Consider the following 19,564-nt stretch of genomic DNA (forward strand, 5'->3'; position numbering starts at 1 on the left):
ATCGCTCCTACTTTAAGTTAATATTCCGGTGCTAAATAGATATAAGAAGACTCCTTGGTGCCAGCTCTATCCTTTCTATATTTTTCATAGGGGAAAAATTACCCATACTTCCCATCATACTTTGAGCCTACTTGGTAGATCAATGACTATTTTTTGTCGAAACTCAGGTTGCTTCCCACCCATGTAAAAAGTATCATTCAGCAGCAAAGCCCCCGCCTTTATAAATCTCAAAGGCTAGGGGCTCTTGTTCTCTTTATCCGCGTTCTACTTACTACCTTTTACTTATCGTCTTTTCCAGCGAATACAGTTCATCGTCCACTTGGTTGATCTTATCATGGATCATACTCCGGGCATCCGCGATGGCTTGGTTATAGATATAGGGCCCAAGCTCCTTCACCATAAAGTCTATGAATTGCTCCGCGCCTAACTCCCCAATCGTCTCTGACCGCTCTTTTTCGAAAAAATTCTGCACATGCTGGATCAGAAGTTCCTTCTCTTCTCTTGGAAGCTTAATGATATTCAAATGGGTCCCTCCCGACTACTGGATTTTTACATAATATTCCTCACTATCTTACTTCATGGGGACATGTTCTCAAAGATAAATTTGTATAACTTGAAGAGTTATTTCGCATTCTATACATACCAAATAATTCTGTAGGTTAGGAGCTGAGAGAACCATGAAGAAGCCGAAGCATACAAAATTGGATGAAATTCAAGAGCTGCTGGCTGACACCGAAGATGTCATCTACCAACGGTTCCTCGTTCATGGCTACACTTGTGTCCTCATCTATATACAGGCAATTATAAATGTTCCCGTTCTTCAGGAGCGGATAGCTTACATACTGGTCAAGGAAGCTGCCGCAGAACAAGGCGAACTAGATCTAATCGATAAGATAGATCAAGGCGTACTCTTCCCGATCCCCTGTTCCGCAGCGGAGTCTTATCAAGATGCCTTGAATCAGCTCGTCAAGGGAAAGGCTCTGTTATGTATCAATGAACCCGATCGGGTGTATTCTTTTGACTTGGTAACTTATCAGAAGAGAGCCGTGTCCGAGTCCCAAAATGAACTTGTCGTGATAGGGCCGCAGGAAGCCTTTATTGAAGATATTAACAGCAATCTCTCCCTGCTTAGGCACAAGATCAAGCATCCTGATTTCAAAACCATCCGCTATGAAATCGGCGAGTATACGAAGACAACCCTATATCTGATCTATATTGAAGGCTTATGTCGACCGGATGTTGTCAGTGAGATGGATCAGGCGATTCGTGAGATCTCCATTGATGGAGTGCTTGGGATCAGCTACGTTGCCGAGCAGATGAGGAAAGGCAACCGCACACCATTTCCGCAATTTCAATATACAGAAAGACCGGATTCCGTAGCGGCATCCCTGCTTGAAGGCAGAGTAGGAATTTTACAGGACGGCACGCCTTCCTCCCTGCTTGTACCCGTTACTCTGCTGGCTTTGCTTCAGTCATCAGAAGATTACTATCATAATTACCTGGCAGCCAGTTGGATCCGAATCGTACGGATCTTGTTTGCTGTAATCTCCATGCTGCTTCCGTCTCTTTATGTCTCGATTACTACTTTTCAACCTGAAATGATCCCATCTGACCTGCTGCTCACCATCGCGGCAGCCCGGGAGAACATTCCCTTCTCAGCTTTGACGGAAGCACTGATTATGGAAATGACTTTTGAAGGCTTACGTGAAGCAGGTACTCGTATCCCTAAGCCAGTGGGACAGACCATTTCCATTATTGGAGCCATTGTCATTGGTCAGGCTGCCGTACAGGCAGGGATCGTATCCACCCCGATGGTCATTGTGGTATCCATCACAGGGATTGCTTCGTATATCATCCCACACTTTGAATTAGGCTTGGCCTTTCGGCTGATGCGATTTCCCCTCCTGATCATTGGCGGAACCACAGGTCTGATTGGTGTATTCATCCTGTCCTTTCTCGTGTTTGGCCATCTCGCCAGCATGTCATCATACGGCACTCCCTATATGCAGCCCTTGGCGCCACTGATCTTGAAGGAATGGAAGGATATCTTTGCAAGGGTTCCTTCTCCCTCCATGGTGAAGAGGTCCTCTGCCTACACAAGCCGTAACCCGAGGAGACAAAAAGAGAAATGAGATGGTTCAAGGTACTATGTATTCTAATCCCGGTTCTGCTGCTAACTGGCTGCTGGTCCAAAGTAGAAATTGACGAGCAGACCTTTATCTTCGGTATGTATATTGATAAGGGTGATTCTCCGGGCACCGTCAAGGTTTCGATCAGTAGCCCGCTCCCTAACCGTATGATGTCCGGGCAGCAGGCTGGAAATAGCGGGAATAGCGGCAAACCGTATGCCATAGTTACAAAGACAGATGACACAATCCCGGATGCGCTTCGCAATATCCAGAAGGACCTGACCCGGCGTCTGAATTTCGGACATACCCGTGTAGTCGTCGTTAGTCATGAATATGCGGAGAAAGGGATAAGTGAACTTCTGGACTGGATTAACAAAGAACCGAACTTTCATCTCAGCGCATTCTTGGTTACTGCTCCGGGGACGGCCAAAGAGATTACAGAATTAGTCCCGCTCTATGAACAACTGCCTGCAGAAGTTCTGCGGAAAATGATATTACAGCATTCTTTGTTAAGTACAAGTGTAAAAGAATGCTTAATTGCTCGTGCATCTGCCATGGGTTTTGCAGTCAATCAGCTGTCATTCGGAACTGAGTTCATGCCGAGTGAGAACAATCAGCAAGAAAAGTGGGCCGGTCTTCAAGGGCTTTCCCTGTTTCAAAAAGACAAGCTTGTGGGGACACTGGAACTGGACGAGTCTATAGCCTTGGCCTGGGCAAACGGAACTCTTGGAAGGCAGGTGATGAGTATAATCTGGGATGATGGGGCAAGCCGGGCCAGCATACTATTCACACAGCTTAAAGCCAAAAAACATCTGCGCATGACCGATGAAGGCCCAAGGTTTGAAATAGAGCTTACAGGCAAGGGAGATTTGCTCAGTATCCAAGATAACCGTCATCAAGATGCCAACGAGGTGAATCAGCTGATAGAAGAACGGCTGGAGAAGAAGGCTCTGAAAGATCTTGATGCTGCCATAAAAAGTACGCAAAGAGCACGAGCAGATGTGCTGAGTCTTGGTCTGCTCATGGAGTGGAACTATCCGAAGCAGTGGAAGAAATATAGTCAAGAGGACTATTATAACCGGATTCCCATTAAGACCAGTGTCCATATTGATGTGAAGAACAATATTAATGAAACCTAGAATTAACCAGGCTTCCTTTATCAGACAATGAAGAGGTTGGTGGTAGGCGTGCTTGCGATCAGTTTGGCTGTAATTACAGTGGCGGAATGGCTTATGACCAAGAATAACAACAAACATGATAGACATCTATTCTGGTGGCTCTTCGCCCTGTTCTTCGCATGGAATTTGGCTGGTAATTTCATTCCGTGGTGGCCTCAGCCTAATCAACTCATCAAGTTGATATTTGGGTGGGTGAAATAATGAATTAAGGGAAGGAGCAATATGTATGCGAACCACAACGTATCAGGCTTTTCGTTTTGCCTGTATTTATATGATATCCGTACCCATTGCCTTTCTCATTGCACCCTTAATCTCCAGCTCGGGTTATCAGGGATGGATGGCGATCCTGGCCGGTGGAGCCATCAATATGATCCTGATTGCCTGTACCGTTCGCTTGGGCAAAATGGCACCTGGACAATCGTGGCTGGAATTTGGGGAACGTATTGTCGGAAAATGGCTTCATCGAAGTATCTTAGCTGTGGTTGCTTTCTGGTGCATGTACTATATTGCTCTGGATCTAGAACAGTTCACCCTCTTCTACGGTTCTGTCTATATGAGAGAGACACCTCCCTGGTTCCTCCATATTCTGGTTGGACTTGTTATTATCATAACCTGCCACTGGGGTCATTCCACGGTTGTATATCTGGCTGATGGATTTTTTCTCATTTCCATTCTGGCCATTGTTTTTTTTCTCGCCGTCTTCTCGGCTGATGCACATTTTCAAATGCTCCCTGCTCTGCTTACCCACCATAAACTTGGCTTGGCCATGAAAGATACCTTTAGCACGGTGTCCTGGATCGGAGAGTGGTTCATCTTTTTGTTCCTTGCACCCCAACTGAAGTTCGAGAATAAGATACTGAGCAATCTATTGCTTGCCAACCTGCTCGTAACCCTGGCGATCTTATTCACTTGGCTGATCAGTCTGCTGAATTTCGGTGCGCACTTCGGTGCCCAGATTAAATACCCGGTATTGGAACTAATCCGCGGGACTTCCTTTACGGGCCTGCTCGGCAACTCTGATCCCCTGCTGATCGGACTCTGGTCTACATCCATGTTCATCCATGATTCTTTCCTTCTCTATGTGGGTTCAGTCTGCCTGGGCAAGGTGATTGGCTTTAGCCGTCAGAAAGTCATTGTCACTCTGATCGGAAGCTCGGCAATAATAACCGCGTACCAATTCTCCAAGGACGTTGCTCAATTTCAGAAGGACCTGAACTCGTTAAGTCTGGGGATGTTCTGGGTCTTGGTCGATAGCCTACCTATTTGGTATGTCCTGATTGCCTGGGTAAGGAACCATTTTGGCAAGAAGAGTATTCCTTAGCCTACTCATCAGCACTGGCTTATCCGAATAGCCGTCCATCCGTTATGTTTTTCATTTAACACAATTATGTTTTAATGTATGATGGACAGGCATCGCTACACACATTTTCAGGCAGGAGGATTGAACTTTGAAATCAAATGAGGGATCTCTACAAAAAAAGCTGCTTCCCCGCCATATTACTTTTATGGCCATGGGCGGCGTCATCGGTACGGGGATTTTTAAAGGAAGCGCCGAGACGATAAACCTTGCAGGACCCGGAGTTATCTTCACCTATGTCTTTGCAGGACTTCTTTTGCTGGTCGTAATGGGAGCCATTGCAGAAATGGCCACAGTCTATCCGAATCGAAACATGAAGGATTTCATACGGGAAGCCTTTGGAGAACGGTTATCCTTCATAATTGGCTGGCTGTACTGCTTCATGTGGCTGGCTGTATGTGTAATTGAGGTAATTGCCGCAGGCAGCTTCCTTCAGTATTGGCTTCCGGGCGTTCCGCTATGGATCCTGAGCCTTGCCAGCGCAGCATTGATCATTCTCATTAATATGATGAATGTCCGCGGTTATGGTGAGATGGAATTCTGGCTGGCCGGGATCAAGATCTTCATGATCATTGTATTTATTGTATTAGGGGCTTGTGTCTTATTCGGTATCCTCCCGGGACCGGGCTCTAAAGGACTTAGCAATTATACAGAGCACGGGGGTTTCTTCCCAAATGGCTGGACCGCGATCTTCTCTGCCCTGCTGATCGTCATGTTCTCATATGGCGGATCTGAACTCATTGGCCTAACCTTGAAGGAGACGGAAAATGCGGAGAAGGTTCTGCCTAAAGTAGTTAAGAACTTCATCCTGCGTGTCATTCTATTCTACACGCTGCCGATTCTGATTATCTGCGGCATGATTCCTTGGAATCAGCTGAATGAATCCGAAAGTCCTTTTGTTCAAGTTCTGAGTTCTACCGGATTACAGGGCGCGGCCCATGTGATGAACTTCATCCTTTTAACTGCCGTTCTATCAGCAGCTAACTCGGGAATCTACGGTGCGACACGCATGCTGCATTCCATGGCCAAGGATGGAGAGGCTCCAGGTTGGCTCAAACGGGTAACTTCCGGGGGAGTTCCCATCTATAGTCTGTATTTCTGCGCGGTGATCCTGCTGATCGGCTCCATGATTGCTTACCTTACACAGGAAGGATTATTCCGCATCTTGATGGCTGTACCGGGCTTTGTGGTTATGCTGGTCTGGATCTGCATTTGTCTCTCCCAGATTAAGCTTCGCAAATTATATCCCAAGAAGCCGTCCTTCCAGTTGTGGGGATTTCCTTATATCACAGCTCTAACTGCCATCACACTAGGAGTAATTGCTATTCTTTTCGTGCTTGATGCCCAGAACCGGGTTAGCATTAGTGTGTGTGTAGGCTTAGTAATCTTGCTGGGCGTGTGGTCCTTATTCAAATTCAAGAAACAATAAAAGTTAACTCTAAGAGCCCCACTACTCATACGGTAGAAGGGCTCTTGTATTTGGTGAGATTACTGCAAATATGATTTAATCTCCCCTGCAGTCTATAGCTTTAACTCGAATAATTTGAGATGTATACTGTTCCCTATAACCCTTGAAAGGAGGACTTGAACATGCATTTCCTATTCCAAGAGGCGCAAGAGAATCAGACAATAACCGTCTATGAGACGAATGAGTTATTTGGGGAGAAAGGCAGTTTCCGGGTGCTGGAATTTGCGAATGAGGCGATTCAGGGTGCCATGGATCTGAAGGACCCCAAGCGGATTATTTTTGAATACCCCAGAGCCATGATTCACCTAATGGAGTACAACGATCCGGCATTTGAGGATGTATTCGTTATCGGTCAGGGAATCGGTGCAATACCCGGACACTTTCCGGACAAACACTTTAAAGTGGCTGAGCTAAATGAGACTGTGGTGAATATAAGCCGGAACTATTTCGGTTACAACCAGGACAACATCGAGATCGGTGATGGCCGGCAGATCCTCTTAGGGGAAGGTCAGCATACGTATGATTACATTATTCTTGATGCTTTCACCGAACAAGGAACCCCTCTTCATCTAATTTCCAGAGAATTCTTCCAGATAACTAGAGACAAGCTGGATGCTGAAGGGTCATTAATCATGAATGTAATGGGAAAAGGAGCGAACGACAAGCTGATTCATGCCGTTCACACTACGCTAAGACAAGTGTATGCTTATACGCTTGCCTTTCTCCTTCCCTCCGGGAACTCCAGCGATATCAAGAATATGATTATGGTCGGCAGGAACCTTCCCATCGAATATCAAGGCCGGCACATGTCAGGCTTTAAAGAGATTGAACTCAGCGAAGGTCACATTATTACTGACTAACTATGAGCTTAGAGAACCTACTGTAATGGGGGCTAGCGCGTGGGTCTGATCCAGATAGATAAAAGCATCATAACGCTTGGCGATCCGCGTTGGTACATAGTTACCCCGCTCCCACTCCGGATGGTACACGACTCCTATAGCGCGGTGCCCAATTACCGTTTCCCCAAGAACAGGTTCATCCGAATGGAAGATTAGCAGCTTGTCCTCGGCTCCGGCCCGGTGCAGCAGCTCCTCCCAGCTGTTCTTGATCGCACTCGGAACTCGCATTTCCTCCTGAGGAGCTCCCCAAGATTTACCCGCAATCACGGTGCCCTTGTATGTCCCAAAGCCAAGTGCGAATACAGCCTTCCCGTACTTCTCCCGAAGCAGCTGACCTACGTTAACCATCCCTTCCTCTGCCATATCCGTTGCCCTGGCATCCCCGATATGGGTGTTGTGCTCCCACACGACCGCGCGGGCATCCTGACCGTGATATTCCATCAGCTTCTCCAAGGCTTCCACCATGTGGCGATCCCTGATATTCCATGATTCCGTATCATGTCTAATCATGGTTCTGTAATAGGCTTCTGCTCCTTTAACAGCCCGTGCATTCATCTCCGCACTCAGGGCATTCTCCCGGTCCTCAGGATATGTATCTTTCCATTTATCCTGCAATCTTCGGAGGAGTGACACGATCTCATCCTCACATCCTTCATCATATAAGGAAGCCGAAATCCCGTAAGATTGCTCATTCCGATCATGAGGTTCAAAGCATTCGAATGCCTGTTTTGCAGCTGCTAGATCGCCTTCATCCCGGGTGCTCAAATAGGTCAGAATCTCATCCATCGACTCCCAAAGACTGTATACATCTATCCCATAAAATCCTACCTTCTCCTCATCAGATCGGCCCTGATTATATTCCCGGAGCCAATCGGCGAAATCAATCATGTCTTGATTGGCCCACATCCATGTCGGCCAGCGTGTGAAATCCCGCATAGCCTCCGCCGCATTAAAGCCGGAGCCTTCATATCCCTTCACATAGCGGTTCAGGGTATAGCAGGACGGCCAATCCCCTTCAACGGCGATGAACCGTATGCCTTTCTCCATAATGAGCTGCCGGGTCAACTCGGCACGAATGCTGTAATACTCTGAGGTGCCATGAGAAGCTTCTCCCAGGAGCACATACCTGGCCTCTCCGATTTGCTTCACCACTTGCCCAAGCTCATCACGGCTGAAAGGTACCGCTGCCTGAGTAATCGAATCTAATATGGATGAGTACAGCCTATCGTCTTTCACAGTTCTCTCCTCACCTTCCGCATAACATTTGAGTGTTCCTAAAGAAAGTGTGCACCCAAAACCAATCCAGCATGCACCAGCCCACCGATCACTTGTTGCTCTATTTGGACGCTTGGGTTAAAATTAATCTTTCTATAAAGAATGAACACATGAGATGGCGAGGTAAATCAATGATTGAGATAAAAATTTCTTCACTTAGCGGCGGAGAGTTCAAAAGAGGGGTATTTGCAACGAGAAATATTGCTAAAGGTGAACTGATCCATGAAGCGCCTGTCATTCCCTACCCGAATGAACAGCATGAATTTATTGAAAAGACAATACTTTCAGATTATGTATTCGAATATGGAATTAACCATACAGCGGTCCTATTGGGTTACGGCAGCTTGTTCAATCACTCCTATCAGCCGAATGCCGTTTATGACATTAACTTTGATCAGCATACGTTCGATTTCTATGCTTATACGGACATTGAAGCTGGAGAAGAAATTCTAATTAACTACAATGGGGAAGCTGATTGTGACGACCCATTATGGTTCTATGAAGAGCAGGAATGAGATCACTCTGAGTTATCTCCGTTCTATCTTGCCGAAAATGGAAAAGAGTCTGTCCTCAATGAAGAGGACAGACTCTTTGTTGTGCTGTTACATATTTAGATTACCTCGATAACGACATCCACATTACCGCTTATAGCCTTGGAATAAGGGCAGTAGGCGTGGGCCAGCTCTACATATTTCTTAGCAGAATCGAGATCAAGACCTTCAATATGAACCTCCAGCTGGATTCCGAGCTTGACTCCCTGATCTTGCGCGTCGGTTAACAACTGAACCGTTGCAGCGACCGAGCTCTTCTCGATGCTGATACTATGCTTCTTGAGCTGAAACTCAAGCGCACTGTTGAAGCATGCGCTGTATCCTGCCGCGAACAGCTGCTCGGGATTCGTCGCCGTCGTATACTCTCCGCCCAGCTCCTTCGGTGCGGCTACGTCCATGTAGAATACATTGTCAGGTGAATGCACATTTCCGTTTCTTCCTCCTGTATTGACGATCGTTGTTTCGTATAGTGTTTTCATATTTATTTCGCTCCTTTAGTTCTAATTTGCTTCGTAAGCTCGTGCAGTTTGTTCATGAGAGCAATGTCCTTTTCAAAAATACTGCACAAACTGAGCTGATACTGTATGGCTTCCAATATATCCTTCTGCTGCTCCCAGGCTTTATCTTCGAGCCGGATATATACCTTGCGTTCATCTTCCGCCGACCTTTCTTTTCGAAGCCAGCCGTGGTTCTCCATTCTCTTAAGCATGGGAGTTAGAGTTCCGTTGCCAAGCGAAAGCTGCTCACCGAGCTCTTTCACAGTTACCCCATTGTGCTCCCATAGAGACAGCAGAACCAGATACTGCGGATAAGTCAGTGAAAAAGGGTTCAACGCTTTGGAATAAAGCTTCTGCAGCTCATTGCCTGCTTCATAAATGGCAAAACAAAGCTGATTGCTCAATGTTTGGGGTGATTGCAAAGCTATCCTCCTTCCTTCCGAGGTTGGATTTATATATATCGCCCATGACTATATCGTACACGATGTATTAGGAATGCGCAAGTTTTAGTTCTAATTTCTTTACAACCATTAACAGCCATTGAGATACATGTATGAACAATCTGAATTATGTTTTAATGCAAAAGTCAACCTCCTCTGATTCAGTCAAATATACATTCACCCGCACAAAGTTAAAAACCTCGTTTCTTCAAACGAGGTTTGCAGTAAATAATTTAATGATGGATCATAGGGGTATTGCCTTTCCCTGTTAAGGAGTTCTCGAACATATCGATAATTTCCAGAAACCGTTCTGCTTCACGGAATACATGATCTGCTAGCAGCGGATGTATAATGCTTTTTATTCGGCACTGATCAATGAGATCGCGGGCGGTTTTCTTAAAATCCCTTAAAGATTTAACGGATACCCTGTTTTGATCTAGAAATTGATTTAGAATAGGGGCGGTTTGGGACTGAGGCCTCATGGATTCGATATCTCGGGCCTGAAATAACAACTGATCAAAATCATGACTAAATTCCCGTGCCTGATCAACAAGCTTTCGTTCAGAAGGATCCAGAAGGTGCCCAATAAATTTGGCATGGTCCGCCATAATCCGTAAGAAAAATACATTTTCGTCAATGATCGCATCATATAAGGGTTCTAACTTGCCTTCATTTAGCTCTTCCAAACGATTTCTGAAATAATTGGCTTCTCTACTTACATGATCAACTAATAATGGAAAGTTCGTTCCACCTGGAAGCTTACAAGCCAGAATTAAGCCAAGTATTTTTCTTTTAAATGCCCAAATGTGGCATACAGCGGTATGGACTTCCTGATTAAATTGATAGATCGTTGCTGGATCTACATCAAGGCTGAAGGCGTGAACTCGTCGTTCAATATCCTCGAAAATTCGGTAAAAGTGATGGGCTTCATTAAGTAGAGCCGTATCTTCTGCCCGAAAACCTAACCCAAGAAAAAATGAATGTTCTTTCATGATCCTCGACCAGAAACTGATTTCTTCAAGCGATTGTGCTACAAATCGATCTGCCATTAAGCTCCCTCCCCATTATCTCTTCTAAACCCTATGCTGGCTATGCTTGGATTAATTCACGAAACTATTATCCTTAAACAACGCCTTATGCCCTTCAAGAGTGATCCAAGAGGAAAAAGTTCCTATTAACTTACAGGTTCTAGTGGAAGCTTGATGATACAGATCGTCCCTCTTCCAACTTCGCTCTCATATAGAACGTTCCCCTTCATGGCATCAATAATCCGGAGAGCCACTGTGGTTCCAAGTCCGGTGCCATTCTCCTTCGTTGTATAGAATAGAGTCCCAATTCTTTGAATCTCCACCTGAGTCATTCCTTTTCCTTTATCCATAATCCTGATCTCGGCATAGCTTCCTTTCAGCGATACCTCTACGAGCACAACTCCATGATCGCGCGAGGCTTCAATCGCATTCTTGATCAGGTTCACCAAAGCCTGCTGGAGCTGGCCGGGATCTGCGTGCATACTTACATTGTGTCTCACGTGAATCACTAAACGAATGGATCGTTGGTCTGCAATCGGGGTTAGTATGATATGAATGCTCTCAATTAAATGGGGCAGGGAAATTTGATCGTAGTTCATCCGGGTGGGACTTGAAAAGTTCAAATATTCGTAGATGACGGCTTCAGCTCTTGCCAATTCATCCAAGGCAATCTGCAGATATTTCTGATTATTGACTTCATTCATGTTCGACCTCATTAATTGAAGGAATCCCTGAACCGCAGTTAGCGGGTTGCGAACCTCATGAGCAATGGAAGAAGCGACTTCACCTAGAGTCTTCAGCTTTTCAGCGCGTTCTATTACTTCTCTCATAGCTGATCTTTCAAGATATAGCTCCTGAAGGGCCGCCGATAACCAGGTAGCAAGAATTTGAACGAATTCAAAAAGCAGAATGGCTGGAACAGGGGAGAAATCTATAGAATTCATAGGAGATTTAATCAACAGTGCGAACGTTTGCACAGTCAGCATAATGCAGGAAGGAATAAGCGAAATAAGGGTGACTGCTCTAATTCGCTGGCGCCCGATGGTTCTATGGGCACGTTCAGCGAACAATACAGATCCTAAGTAGGCTATCGCGATACTCGTCAAGCCCATCAGAAGACCAGGTCCACCGAGATAAGTTCTAATGGGAACTAACATGAGAACATCAATCAGACCGGCAATCGGTCCTCCATATACGGTTGCGATCACAAGCGGAACATATCGAAGATCCCAATATAGATCGAGGGCTTGATAAGAGAACAGCAGACATAATGAGGAGGAGATGCCCATAATAAATCCAATTTCAATACGGGACTTCAAATGTTTACGGCTATCTCCAAAGGCGGTATATATTAGAATCGGTGCCAAGACAAACAGAATATTAAGAATTAATTTTTCGAGTACCATAACCAGATTCTAACCCCTTATAAGAAATATATAATGGCAGAGCATGAATATGAGGTCTGTACTGTATATATAAATCTAAAATACTAAATTTTCATCGGAAAAGCTATCCATTTTACGGTAACTAGCTGACTTTATTTTAGAGGCCTGGCCATTAAAGATGACTGCCTGATGTAGTATACTAATTAAAAACGAAAGGAATCCAGACCATTGAAGCCATTACATAATAGAATCCGCAAATCCGCCCTCGTTCTCTTCGCTTGCGTGATTTTACTTGTAGCCTTGTACCTGATCCCCCTCCCTTATTATTTGAAGGAACCGGGAGATCTCGAGGCTCTAGCCCCCAGGATCACAGTGGAGAACGGACACAAGAATGAGCAAGGGAGCTTTTACCTGACTACCGTCTTCTCTAGCAAGCTGAATGTCTACAATTGGATAGCTTCGTTATTCAGAGACGATGTGCAAATCGAGAAATCGAAGGATGTAAAAGGAGGCTTGTCTGATGCAGAATACAGCTTCCTGCTTAGACATATGATGAGTACCTCCCAGCAGAATGCCATCATTGCTGGCCTAAAGGAAGCGGGAGTCACAGTAACGACTCACCATAAAGGAGTCTTTGTAACCAGTATAATCCCCGAGTCCAACCTGGCGGATAAGCTTGCTGTTGGGGATGTTATTACGGCTATAGACGGCCAGCCTACCCAGAAAGCCTCGGAAATGATTGATTATCTTCGTCACAAGAAAGCCGGGGAAGCTGTCCGTCTCTCCTACCGTCATCAAGATAAGGATTATACCGAATCCATCAAGCTTATTCAGCTTCCGAGCGGCAAACCCGGTCTGGGTGTAATGCCGGAGGATGAATATGACATCAACTCGCCGCGTAAAGTAACGATTCTGGCCTCGGACATAGGCGGCCCTTCTGCCGGGCTGATGTTCTCTCTTGAGGTATACAGTCAGACGTTGTCCAACTATGACCTGACCAAAGGGTATCATATTGCCGGCACAGGAGCTCTGGATGTTCAGGGAAATGTACAGCAGATTGGCGGCATCCGGGATAAAATTGTCGCTGCCCATGCAGCAGGAGTGGATATCTTCTTCTCACCCGCTGATGTCAAACCCGGGGATAGCAATACGAAGGATATTATGGATGAAGCTAAGAAGCGGGGATATTCCATTAAGATTGTTCCTGTCAAAACAACGCATGAGGCGGTAGAATACTTAAAAAAGCTTACCCCTAAGTCCTAATATCAATAAAAGATTCTGATACAACAACAGCCAACCCCATCATGAGGTTGGCTGTTAAATTTATCTAAGAAGATATCTGGCAGAATCACAAGTATCTCCACGCAGGGCCTTCAGCTGTTGAAAGCCATGTTTCTTCAATATTCTTGCCGCCTTTCTGCTCTTGCGCATGCTGTCCGCAAGAATAAGGACGGAATCCTCGGCCGAAATATCCTTTCTCCATACGAAAGGCAGCCTTCCAATCGAAATATTAATCGAGCCTTGAATATGGCACTTCTCATAATCATAAGCATCCCTAACATCAAGAAGTTTATGGTGTGACACCGCGGTCTCTCGAATTGAATCGGCGTCAACATAGGAGAGTCCTTTTACCGGCCATAGACTCCTTATATACCATACCAGTGCTACAAACATAAGCAGCAGCAGTAATATCATCATAAGCCTCCTCAAACCCGTTATTTATAGCTTTCACTGCATTAATTATATACCCATACGGGTATTATATATGACCTTTTTCAACCTATCAACTGAAATTATGGTTAGAACACAAATTTTACACTGTACGAATAAATAAGATTGCGCTATAATTAATCCAAGTAATTTCATAAGAAATAGGTGATAAGTGATGCTTAATAAGGTGAAACGCTTATTTGAAAATAAATGTCCCAAATGCAGTGAGACTTTGAGCAGCAGTTATGATGCGGTTAGCTTTCTCAAGCACTGCCCGAAATGCAGCTACAAAGAAGAGAATTATCATTCTCTTGGCGTCACAATCGTATATGATCCAGCAAAATAAGCGAACACGCGGACAGCGTGTTCGCTTATTTCATCTCTTCCCTCTTCATCAACAGCTTCAGCTGTCTGACATAAGTACGAAGCTCAGGCGCCGTCTCAAGAAACGTCATGTACACATGAATGAGGGTCGGGTTAGGTGAAGACTGATCGTTCTCCTTACGCAGCATTGCCACCACTTCAAGTAGTTCTTGACGAAGAGGATCCGTTCTTCCGGATTCCTGGGCTACCTCGGTCATCGTATCTAATAGTTCCTGAACAGCCGTCCTCCTTACCTCTGATAGCTGAGAATCCTCTGAATTCATCAAGAGGTCAGATTCTAGAAGGATTGGAGCTGTCTTCTCGTCACTAAGATCCTTGACGATGGCATGTAATCGACCAACAATAAATCCGGCAATCTCGGCAGTCGGCTGTGCAATCACCCCTTGTTGAAGAAGCGACAAATATTCCTTCATTATCCCTCGGTAAATGATAACGATATCCCAGATGCAAGCCTCCCCCTGCTCTCCATACCTGTTAAGAATGAAATTCCGGTGCCACCTGAGCATATAATCTTGCTTCTTCGTCCTAATGGAAATAAACTGTTCGTTGGTCTTGATAGGCAGCTCCTTGAATTCCATCATCAGAAAATAGTGCTCGGTTATATACTCCAGCTGAAACGCAATATGCCGCTGAAAAAGTTCTTCCCTAGACCATCCTTCCCGGTCTGCCTTTCGTTCCAGATCTTCAGCAAGTTCGAACATTTGTAAATGACAATCCTCGAAGACGGCGATGAATAACTCTTCTTTGGATGGAAATAGCTTATAGATACTCCCTTTTGCCATACCGCATTTCTCAGCTATATCTTGCATGGAAGCATTCACATATCCCTTGTCTTTGAATACCTCCATTGCCCTATTCATAATTTGTCTTCTCTTCATCTGTTCCATGGATTGCCCCCCTCTCACATAGTGACAGGTTCAATTTCAGTCGTCAACCGGATGCGGGATTGACACTCAAAACTCCGAAGTCATATAATGAACTCGTGAGTTTTCAAATTTTTGAAGGAGGTGAACCCAAAGCTAAATGCTTTGGTCTGCGATGAAAATTGCCAATGGAGTTGAAATGTTAAGTATCTCCTATCAGTATGGAGAGCAGTCTCTAGTCATTCACCCGGTTGTCATCTATGATAATGAGCATATGGTTCTTATAGACACAGGTATGCCTGGCAGCAGAGAACTCATTCTTAAGCAGATTAGTGAAGCCGGGCTTGCCCCTGAGAAGCTGAGTGCTGTCATACTTACACATCAAGACATCGATCACATTGGAAGCCTTCCTCAGTTTCTTGGAAGTGATTATGCACGTCCCACCGTCTACGCCCATAGAGAGGACCAGCCGTATATTGATGGGAATGTACCACTAATTAAATTTCCCCCGGATAGACGTAAAATGCTGCTGGGCTTACTGAGTGAGCAGGATCGCACTCAATTTGAGCGCTCTTTCTCTTCGAGTTCAGAGGCGAATGTTAATGTCCTGGTGGAAGATGGGCAGACCTTATCTTTTGGCGGAGGTATAACCATCATTGAGACTCCTGGACATACGCCTGGACATATTAGTATCTACCACAGCCCTAGCCAGACCCTGATTGCCGGTGATGCCCTGATGGTTCGAGATCATGCCCTTAGCGGACCCAACCCGAACACGACCCCGGATATGGATACCGCTATAAGGTCTATAAGCAAATTCCTTGAGTATCCGGTTCAGAACGTAATCTGCTACCACGGAGGCTTCCTGAATACCGATGTTCAGGAACAGATTGAAAAGCTGACGCTCCTTCACAAAGCATAAAAGCTGATAGATACCTTGAATAGATACCCTAAGAATCCTCATCACCTAAGAAGTTACTCATCGCACAAAAGCTGCAGGATCCACCTATGCGGATCCTGCAGCTTTCTTTTCTAAATACATATAATCAGACACCTAGACTTGCCTTGTCTGGAAAGCAAGTACCGTTCCGCTTCCTTCACTCGCAGGCTTCCTGAAATATTTGACATAGAGGAGTGCAATCACCAGACAAAGCCAGGCATATCCGCTCATCATGATGAAGCCGAACATATAATTCCCAGTAAATCCTTTGATCAGATTAAGGCATAGCGGCGGGAAGAAACCGCCCAAACCGCCGATTGCCGAAATAATTCCGTTAGCCACACCTGCCTCACGTACAAAGTACAGGGGCACCAATTTGAACACAGCCCCGTTGCCAATCCCGGCCAATAAAGCGATACCCATGGTGGCCGCTGTATACACCCCGATGCCCGGTGAGAAACTGAGCACACACGAAGCGATCCCTATTCCGGTAAAAACGAAAGCTAACAGCGTATAGGGGTTCATTTTGTCAGCAATAAAGCCCCCAACTGGGCGGATTAAAGTGGCCAGGCCAATGAAGCACGCCGTATATATACCTGCCTGAGGCTTGGATAAAGCAAAAGAATCGACAAGGAAATTCGGGAGAAACACGGTAAAAGCGACGAACGAACCGAAAGTAATAAAGTAGAACAAGCTAAGCACCCATAAATTTGACTGCTTGGACAGCTCCTTGATCTGCTTCACGAGCGGCTGGTGGACCTTGGATTCCTCCCGGTCTCCTGTCTTAAAGACGATCAGAGCCATGAGCAGCATCACGCCCATGTAAATCCACGGCGCATTGCGCCAGCCGAGAGACGCAACCAGAAGCGGCAGACCGAAGGTGGTCAGTGCGGAGCCCAAATTGCCAAGTCCATAGATCCCGTTAACTACCCCCATTCGTTCCTTCTGGTAATACTTAGGGAGTGATGTGACCCCAACTGAGAACATGGATCCCCCTACTCCCAGGAGCAGTCCGATGCCAAGCAGTTCTTCAAAGTGATGGGCGGATGTCAGCCACAGCATCGGAACAATCAAGATGAGAAATCCAGTCATAAATATGACCCTCGCTCCATAACGGTTCGTTAAATAGCCAGCGGGGATACGTAGAAGCGATCCTGAAAGCACGGGAATAGCTGTAATCCAGGCAATTTGGCTTGGTATTAGATGGAGTTCCACTTTAATAGTAGAGATCATGGAGGACAATAATACCCATGCGGCAAAACCCAGTATCAGACTCAGGGTCTGAAGAGGAAGCTGAAATACTCGCTTATTCATCATTTCCACTCCTATCTCTTGATCTACACGTATGATTGAATTCGTACAGCGCACACTTTGAACCCCGGCATCCGGCAATAAGGATCCAGAGCCTGATTCGTCAGACGGTTCACATTCTGACTGTCTCCCCAGTGCATAGGCGTAAATAAAGTGTCCTCCCTGATCTGATCGGTGACTCGGCACCGCAGGGCGGCACTTCCTCGCCGGGATTCCACAGTAACCCATTCTCCATCCCGAACTCCGCAGCGTCTGGCTGTATTGGGATGGATTTCTACGAAGGATTCCACATTTCTCGCCGCCAAAGAAGCACTTCTTCGGGACTGTACCCCGGACAGATAATGGGCCAGCACGCGCCCTGTGGTCATGTAGAGTGGATACTTGTCATCGATCTCCTCCGGTAGATCCTGTACAGGAACACAGACAAATTCAGCTTTGCCATCCGGATGAGCAAAGCTCTCTTCAAACATCCTGGCTTCACCCGGGTGTTCCGCCTGCGGACAGGGCCAGTACACCCCTTCCTCCTCCCGGATCCGATCATAACTAATCCCGTAGTAATCGGCTGCACCGCCTCTGCTGGCTTCTCTGAGCTCATTGAAAATTTGCTCGGACGACTCGTAAGCGAAATATTCCGGCTTGCCCATCTTCCGGGCAACCTCCGAGAGAATCTGCCAATCATGAAGCACTTCTCCCGGGAGCGGGCGATCCGCCTGGCGGAGCAGCACCCTCCCTTCCAGATTCGTCAGGGTCCCTTCATTCTCAAGATAAGAGGACACGGGGAGGATCAGATCCGCCAGTCGGGCCGTTTCGGAGAGGAACATATCCGCAACAACCAGGAAATCCAGCTTCTTCAGCCCTTCCTCAACAAAACCGGCATTCGGGTTCGACACGATCGGATTAGAGCCCATCACGAATAAGGAGCGGATTTCTTGCTCATGAATCTTCTCCATCATTTCGTAAGCCGAGACTCCCTTCCCTGGAAGAAGAGCCGGATCTAGTCCCCATACCCCGGCAATATACGCACGGTCTTGCTCGTTCTCGATCATTCGGTAGCCGGGGAGCTGATCCGCCTTCTGTCCATGCTCCCTTCCCCCCTGACCGTTCCCCTGGCCTGTTATCGCCCCGTATCCGCAGGCTGCGCGGCCGATTTTGCCGGTGGCTAACACAAGATTCAAATAATTGCGGACTGCAAGATGTCCATTGGTATGCTGTTCCACCCCTCTTGCCGTGAATAACATCCCCGTCTCGGAAGTTCCGTATTTCACAGCAGCTTTTCGTATATCTTCAGCGGGAACTCCAGTCAACTCAGCAAGCTCTTCCAGACTGGAAGATTCTAAATGGCTACGCAGCGCAGGGAAACCATTCGTTCTGCCTTCAATAAAGCTCGCGTCTACAAGTCCCTCTTCCAGGATTACCTTGAGCATCCCGTTCGCTAGTGCCGCATCCATCCCCGGCTTGATCTTCAAATGCATATCGGCCATAGCCGCCGTCGCCGTATTCCGGGGGTCGATGACAATAAGGTAAGCGCCATTCTTCTGCGCCTCTGTGAAATAGGGCATCAGTGTAGGCTGACACTCGGCGATGTTCGTTCCCGCCAAAATGATACAGCGGGTGTTCGCGATATCGGAGAGCGGATTGGTAAGTCCCCGGTCGAGTCCAAATGTCTTAATTCCCGCCGAGGCGGCGGATGACATACAGAATCTTCCGTTATAGTCGATATATCGTGTTCCGAGAGCAACTCTCGCGAACTTGCCAAGCAAATAGGCTGTCTCATTGGTTAATGATCCGCCTCCATATACCCCGAGCGCATCCTTTCCATACTTGGCTTGTATAGATGAATATTGCTCATGAATCAGCTCGAACGCTTCATTCCAAGAGACTCTGATGAAGCTCCCGTTATGCTTCTTAAGCGGATATAGAAGCCGGTCTGGATGCACAGCATGCTGGTGGGCATTCAAGCCTTTGATGCATAACCTCCCCTGAGAAGCTTGGTTGGGTGTGGGTACCACAGAATATGTGGAGCGTCCACTACCCGTCTTCTCTTCGATGACCTGCATCTTACACTGGACACTGCAGAAGGGGCACTGTGTATTCATGACAAATCGTTCGGCAGCTAAAGCTTGCTCGCTAACACTCATTAACAATTCAC

The 19,564-nt window shown here is 46.4% G+C and carries 19 protein-coding genes; 9 read left to right on the top strand and 10 right to left on the bottom strand.

What is annotated here, in order from left to right:
• Window positions 1-271: 271 nt before the first annotated feature.
• Window positions 272-523: a DUF2164 domain-containing protein gene (locus ACEN86_RS11300; RefSeq protein ID WP_495630744.1), complete on the bottom strand. Its 252-nt coding sequence runs from the start codon at window positions 521-523 to the stop codon at window positions 272-274.
• Between the two features lie 154 nt (window positions 524-677).
• Here ACEN86_RS11300 and ACEN86_RS11305 point away from each other — a divergent pair, with 154 nt between their 5' ends.
• The 6 genes from ACEN86_RS11305 (at window position 678) to ACEN86_RS11330 (ending at window position 6,992) form a co-directional block, all read left to right on the top strand.
• On the top strand, window positions 678-2,132 hold the full coding sequence (locus ACEN86_RS11305; protein WP_495630745.1) for a spore germination protein: 1,455 nt from the start codon (window positions 678-680) through the stop codon (window positions 2,130-2,132).
• Window positions 2,129-3,268 carry a Ger(x)C family spore germination protein gene (locus ACEN86_RS11310; protein WP_495630746.1) on the top strand — a complete coding sequence of 380 codons (1,140 nt, stop codon included), beginning with the start codon at window positions 2,129-2,131 and terminating at the stop codon, window positions 3,266-3,268. Before ACEN86_RS11305 ends, ACEN86_RS11310 begins: the two co-directional genes overlap by 4 nt.
• A gap of 48 nt (window positions 3,269-3,316) precedes the next feature.
• Window positions 3,317-3,508 (top strand): hypothetical protein, encoded by a 192-nt coding sequence (locus ACEN86_RS11315; RefSeq protein WP_495630747.1) that lies wholly within the window; start codon window positions 3,317-3,319, stop codon window positions 3,506-3,508.
• Between the two features lie 25 nt (window positions 3,509-3,533).
• On the top strand, window positions 3,534-4,628 hold the full coding sequence (locus ACEN86_RS11320; RefSeq protein WP_495630748.1) for a GerAB/ArcD/ProY family transporter: 1,095 nt from the start codon (window positions 3,534-3,536) through the stop codon (window positions 4,626-4,628).
• 127 nt (window positions 4,629-4,755) lie between these two features.
• Window positions 4,756-6,093 carry an amino acid permease gene (locus ACEN86_RS11325; protein ID WP_495630749.1) on the top strand — a complete coding sequence of 446 codons (1,338 nt, stop codon included), beginning with the start codon at window positions 4,756-4,758 and terminating at the stop codon, window positions 6,091-6,093.
• A 161-nt stretch (window positions 6,094-6,254) separates the two neighbouring features.
• Window positions 6,255-6,992 carry a spermidine synthase gene (locus tag ACEN86_RS11330; protein ID WP_495630750.1) on the top strand — a complete coding sequence of 246 codons (738 nt, stop codon included), beginning with the start codon at window positions 6,255-6,257 and terminating at the stop codon, window positions 6,990-6,992.
• On the opposite strand, the gene ACEN86_RS11335 is transcribed toward ACEN86_RS11330, so the two are convergent.
• Entirely contained in the window at window positions 6,993-8,267 is a 1,275-nt protein-coding gene (locus ACEN86_RS11335) for an erythromycin esterase family protein (RefSeq protein WP_495630751.1), read from the bottom strand.
• A 170-nt stretch (window positions 8,268-8,437) separates the two neighbouring features.
• Between ACEN86_RS11335 and ACEN86_RS11340 the strand changes: the two genes are divergently transcribed.
• Window positions 8,438-8,821, top strand: coding sequence for an SET domain-containing protein (locus ACEN86_RS11340; RefSeq protein WP_495630752.1), 384 nt, complete (start codon window positions 8,438-8,440; stop codon window positions 8,819-8,821).
• A gap of 95 nt (window positions 8,822-8,916) precedes the next feature.
• On the opposite strand, the gene ACEN86_RS11345 is transcribed toward ACEN86_RS11340, so the two are convergent.
• The 4 genes from ACEN86_RS11345 to ACEN86_RS11360 form a co-directional block, all read right to left on the bottom strand.
• Window positions 8,917-9,336, bottom strand: a complete 420-nt coding sequence (locus ACEN86_RS11345) for an organic hydroperoxide resistance protein (RefSeq protein ID WP_495630753.1) — start codon at window positions 9,334-9,336, stop codon at window positions 8,917-8,919.
• A 2-nt stretch (window positions 9,337-9,338) separates the two neighbouring features.
• Window positions 9,339-9,776: a MarR family winged helix-turn-helix transcriptional regulator gene (locus tag ACEN86_RS11350; protein WP_495630754.1), complete on the bottom strand. Its 438-nt coding sequence runs from the start codon at window positions 9,774-9,776 to the stop codon at window positions 9,339-9,341.
• A gap of 251 nt (window positions 9,777-10,027) precedes the next feature.
• A complete protein-coding gene (locus tag ACEN86_RS11355; RefSeq protein ID WP_495630755.1) occupies window positions 10,028-10,843 on the bottom strand; it encodes a DUF2935 domain-containing protein in 816 nt (271 codons plus the stop codon).
• A 125-nt stretch (window positions 10,844-10,968) separates the two neighbouring features.
• Window positions 10,969-12,228 (bottom strand): ATP-binding protein, encoded by a 1,260-nt coding sequence (locus ACEN86_RS11360; RefSeq protein WP_495630756.1) that lies wholly within the window; start codon window positions 12,226-12,228, stop codon window positions 10,969-10,971.
• Between the two features lie 207 nt (window positions 12,229-12,435).
• Between ACEN86_RS11360 and ACEN86_RS11365 the strand changes: the two genes are divergently transcribed.
• Window positions 12,436-13,470, top strand: coding sequence for a SepM family pheromone-processing serine protease (locus ACEN86_RS11365; protein WP_495630757.1), 1,035 nt, complete (start codon window positions 12,436-12,438; stop codon window positions 13,468-13,470).
• A gap of 60 nt (window positions 13,471-13,530) precedes the next feature.
• On the opposite strand, the gene ACEN86_RS11370 is transcribed toward ACEN86_RS11365, so the two are convergent.
• Window positions 13,531-13,905, bottom strand: a complete 375-nt coding sequence (locus tag ACEN86_RS11370; protein WP_495630758.1) for a rhodanese-like domain-containing protein — start codon at window positions 13,903-13,905, stop codon at window positions 13,531-13,533.
• Between the two features lie 383 nt (window positions 13,906-14,288).
• The gene (locus ACEN86_RS11375; protein ID WP_495630759.1) at window positions 14,289-15,188 is read right to left on the bottom strand and encodes a TetR/AcrR family transcriptional regulator; all 900 of its coding nucleotides are present in this window, start codon (window positions 15,186-15,188) and stop codon (window positions 14,289-14,291) included.
• 136 nt (window positions 15,189-15,324) lie between these two features.
• Between ACEN86_RS11375 and ACEN86_RS11380 the strand changes: the two genes are divergently transcribed.
• Complete coding sequence (locus ACEN86_RS11380; protein WP_495630760.1) at window positions 15,325-16,086, top strand: MBL fold metallo-hydrolase; 762 nt, start codon at window positions 15,325-15,327, stop codon at window positions 16,084-16,086.
• A 132-nt stretch (window positions 16,087-16,218) separates the two neighbouring features.
• Here ACEN86_RS11380 and ACEN86_RS11385 read toward each other — a convergent pair whose 3' ends face one another.
• Both ACEN86_RS11385 and nasC read right to left on the bottom strand, forming a co-directional pair.
• On the bottom strand, window positions 16,219-17,421 hold the full coding sequence (locus ACEN86_RS11385) for a nitrate/nitrite transporter (RefSeq protein ID WP_495630761.1): 1,203 nt from the start codon (window positions 17,419-17,421) through the stop codon (window positions 16,219-16,221).
• Between the two features lie 20 nt (window positions 17,422-17,441).
• Entirely contained in the window at window positions 17,442-19,553 is a 2,112-nt protein-coding gene (nasC, locus tag ACEN86_RS11390; RefSeq protein WP_495630762.1) for an assimilatory nitrate reductase catalytic subunit NasC, read from the bottom strand.
• Window positions 19,554-19,564: the final 11 nt, after the last annotated feature.

The organism is Paenibacillus sp. Paensp111, from assembly GCF_059492195.1.

Bases quoted from the DNA above. Each gene is read 5' to 3' on its own strand.
- ACEN86_RS11305 (WP_495630745.1), top strand. From the start codon at position 678: ATGAAGAAGCCGAAGCATACAAAATTGGATGAAATTCAAGAGCTGCTG.
- ACEN86_RS11310 (WP_495630746.1), top strand. From the start codon at position 2,129: ATGAGATGGTTCAAGGTACTATGTATTCTAATCCCGGTTCTGCTGCTA.
- ACEN86_RS11320 (WP_495630748.1), top strand. From the start codon at position 3,534: ATGCGAACCACAACGTATCAGGCTTTTCGTTTTGCCTGTATTTATATG.
- ACEN86_RS11330 (WP_495630750.1), top strand. From the start codon at position 6,255: ATGCATTTCCTATTCCAAGAGGCGCAAGAGAATCAGACAATAACCGTC.
- ACEN86_RS11340 (WP_495630752.1), top strand. From the start codon at position 8,438: ATGATTGAGATAAAAATTTCTTCACTTAGCGGCGGAGAGTTCAAAAGA.
- ACEN86_RS11345 (WP_495630753.1), bottom strand. From the start codon at position 9,336: ATGAAAACACTATACGAAACAACGATCGTCAATACAGGAGGAAGAAAC.
- ACEN86_RS11355 (WP_495630755.1), bottom strand. From the start codon at position 10,843: ATGGCAGATCGATTTGTAGCACAATCGCTTGAAGAAATCAGTTTCTGG.
- ACEN86_RS11360 (WP_495630756.1), bottom strand. From the start codon at position 12,228: ATGGTACTCGAAAAATTAATTCTTAATATTCTGTTTGTCTTGGCACCG.
- ACEN86_RS11370 (WP_495630758.1), bottom strand. From the start codon at position 13,905: ATGATGATATTACTGCTGCTGCTTATGTTTGTAGCACTGGTATGGTAT.
- ACEN86_RS11375 (WP_495630759.1), bottom strand. From the start codon at position 15,188: ATGGAACAGATGAAGAGAAGACAAATTATGAATAGGGCAATGGAGGTA.
- ACEN86_RS11380 (WP_495630760.1), top strand. From the start codon at position 15,325: ATGCTTTGGTCTGCGATGAAAATTGCCAATGGAGTTGAAATGTTAAGT.
- ACEN86_RS11385 (WP_495630761.1), bottom strand. From the start codon at position 17,421: ATGATGAATAAGCGAGTATTTCAGCTTCCTCTTCAGACCCTGAGTCTG.
- nasC (WP_495630762.1), bottom strand. From the start codon at position 19,553: ATGAGTGTTAGCGAGCAAGCTTTAGCTGCCGAACGATTTGTCATGAAT.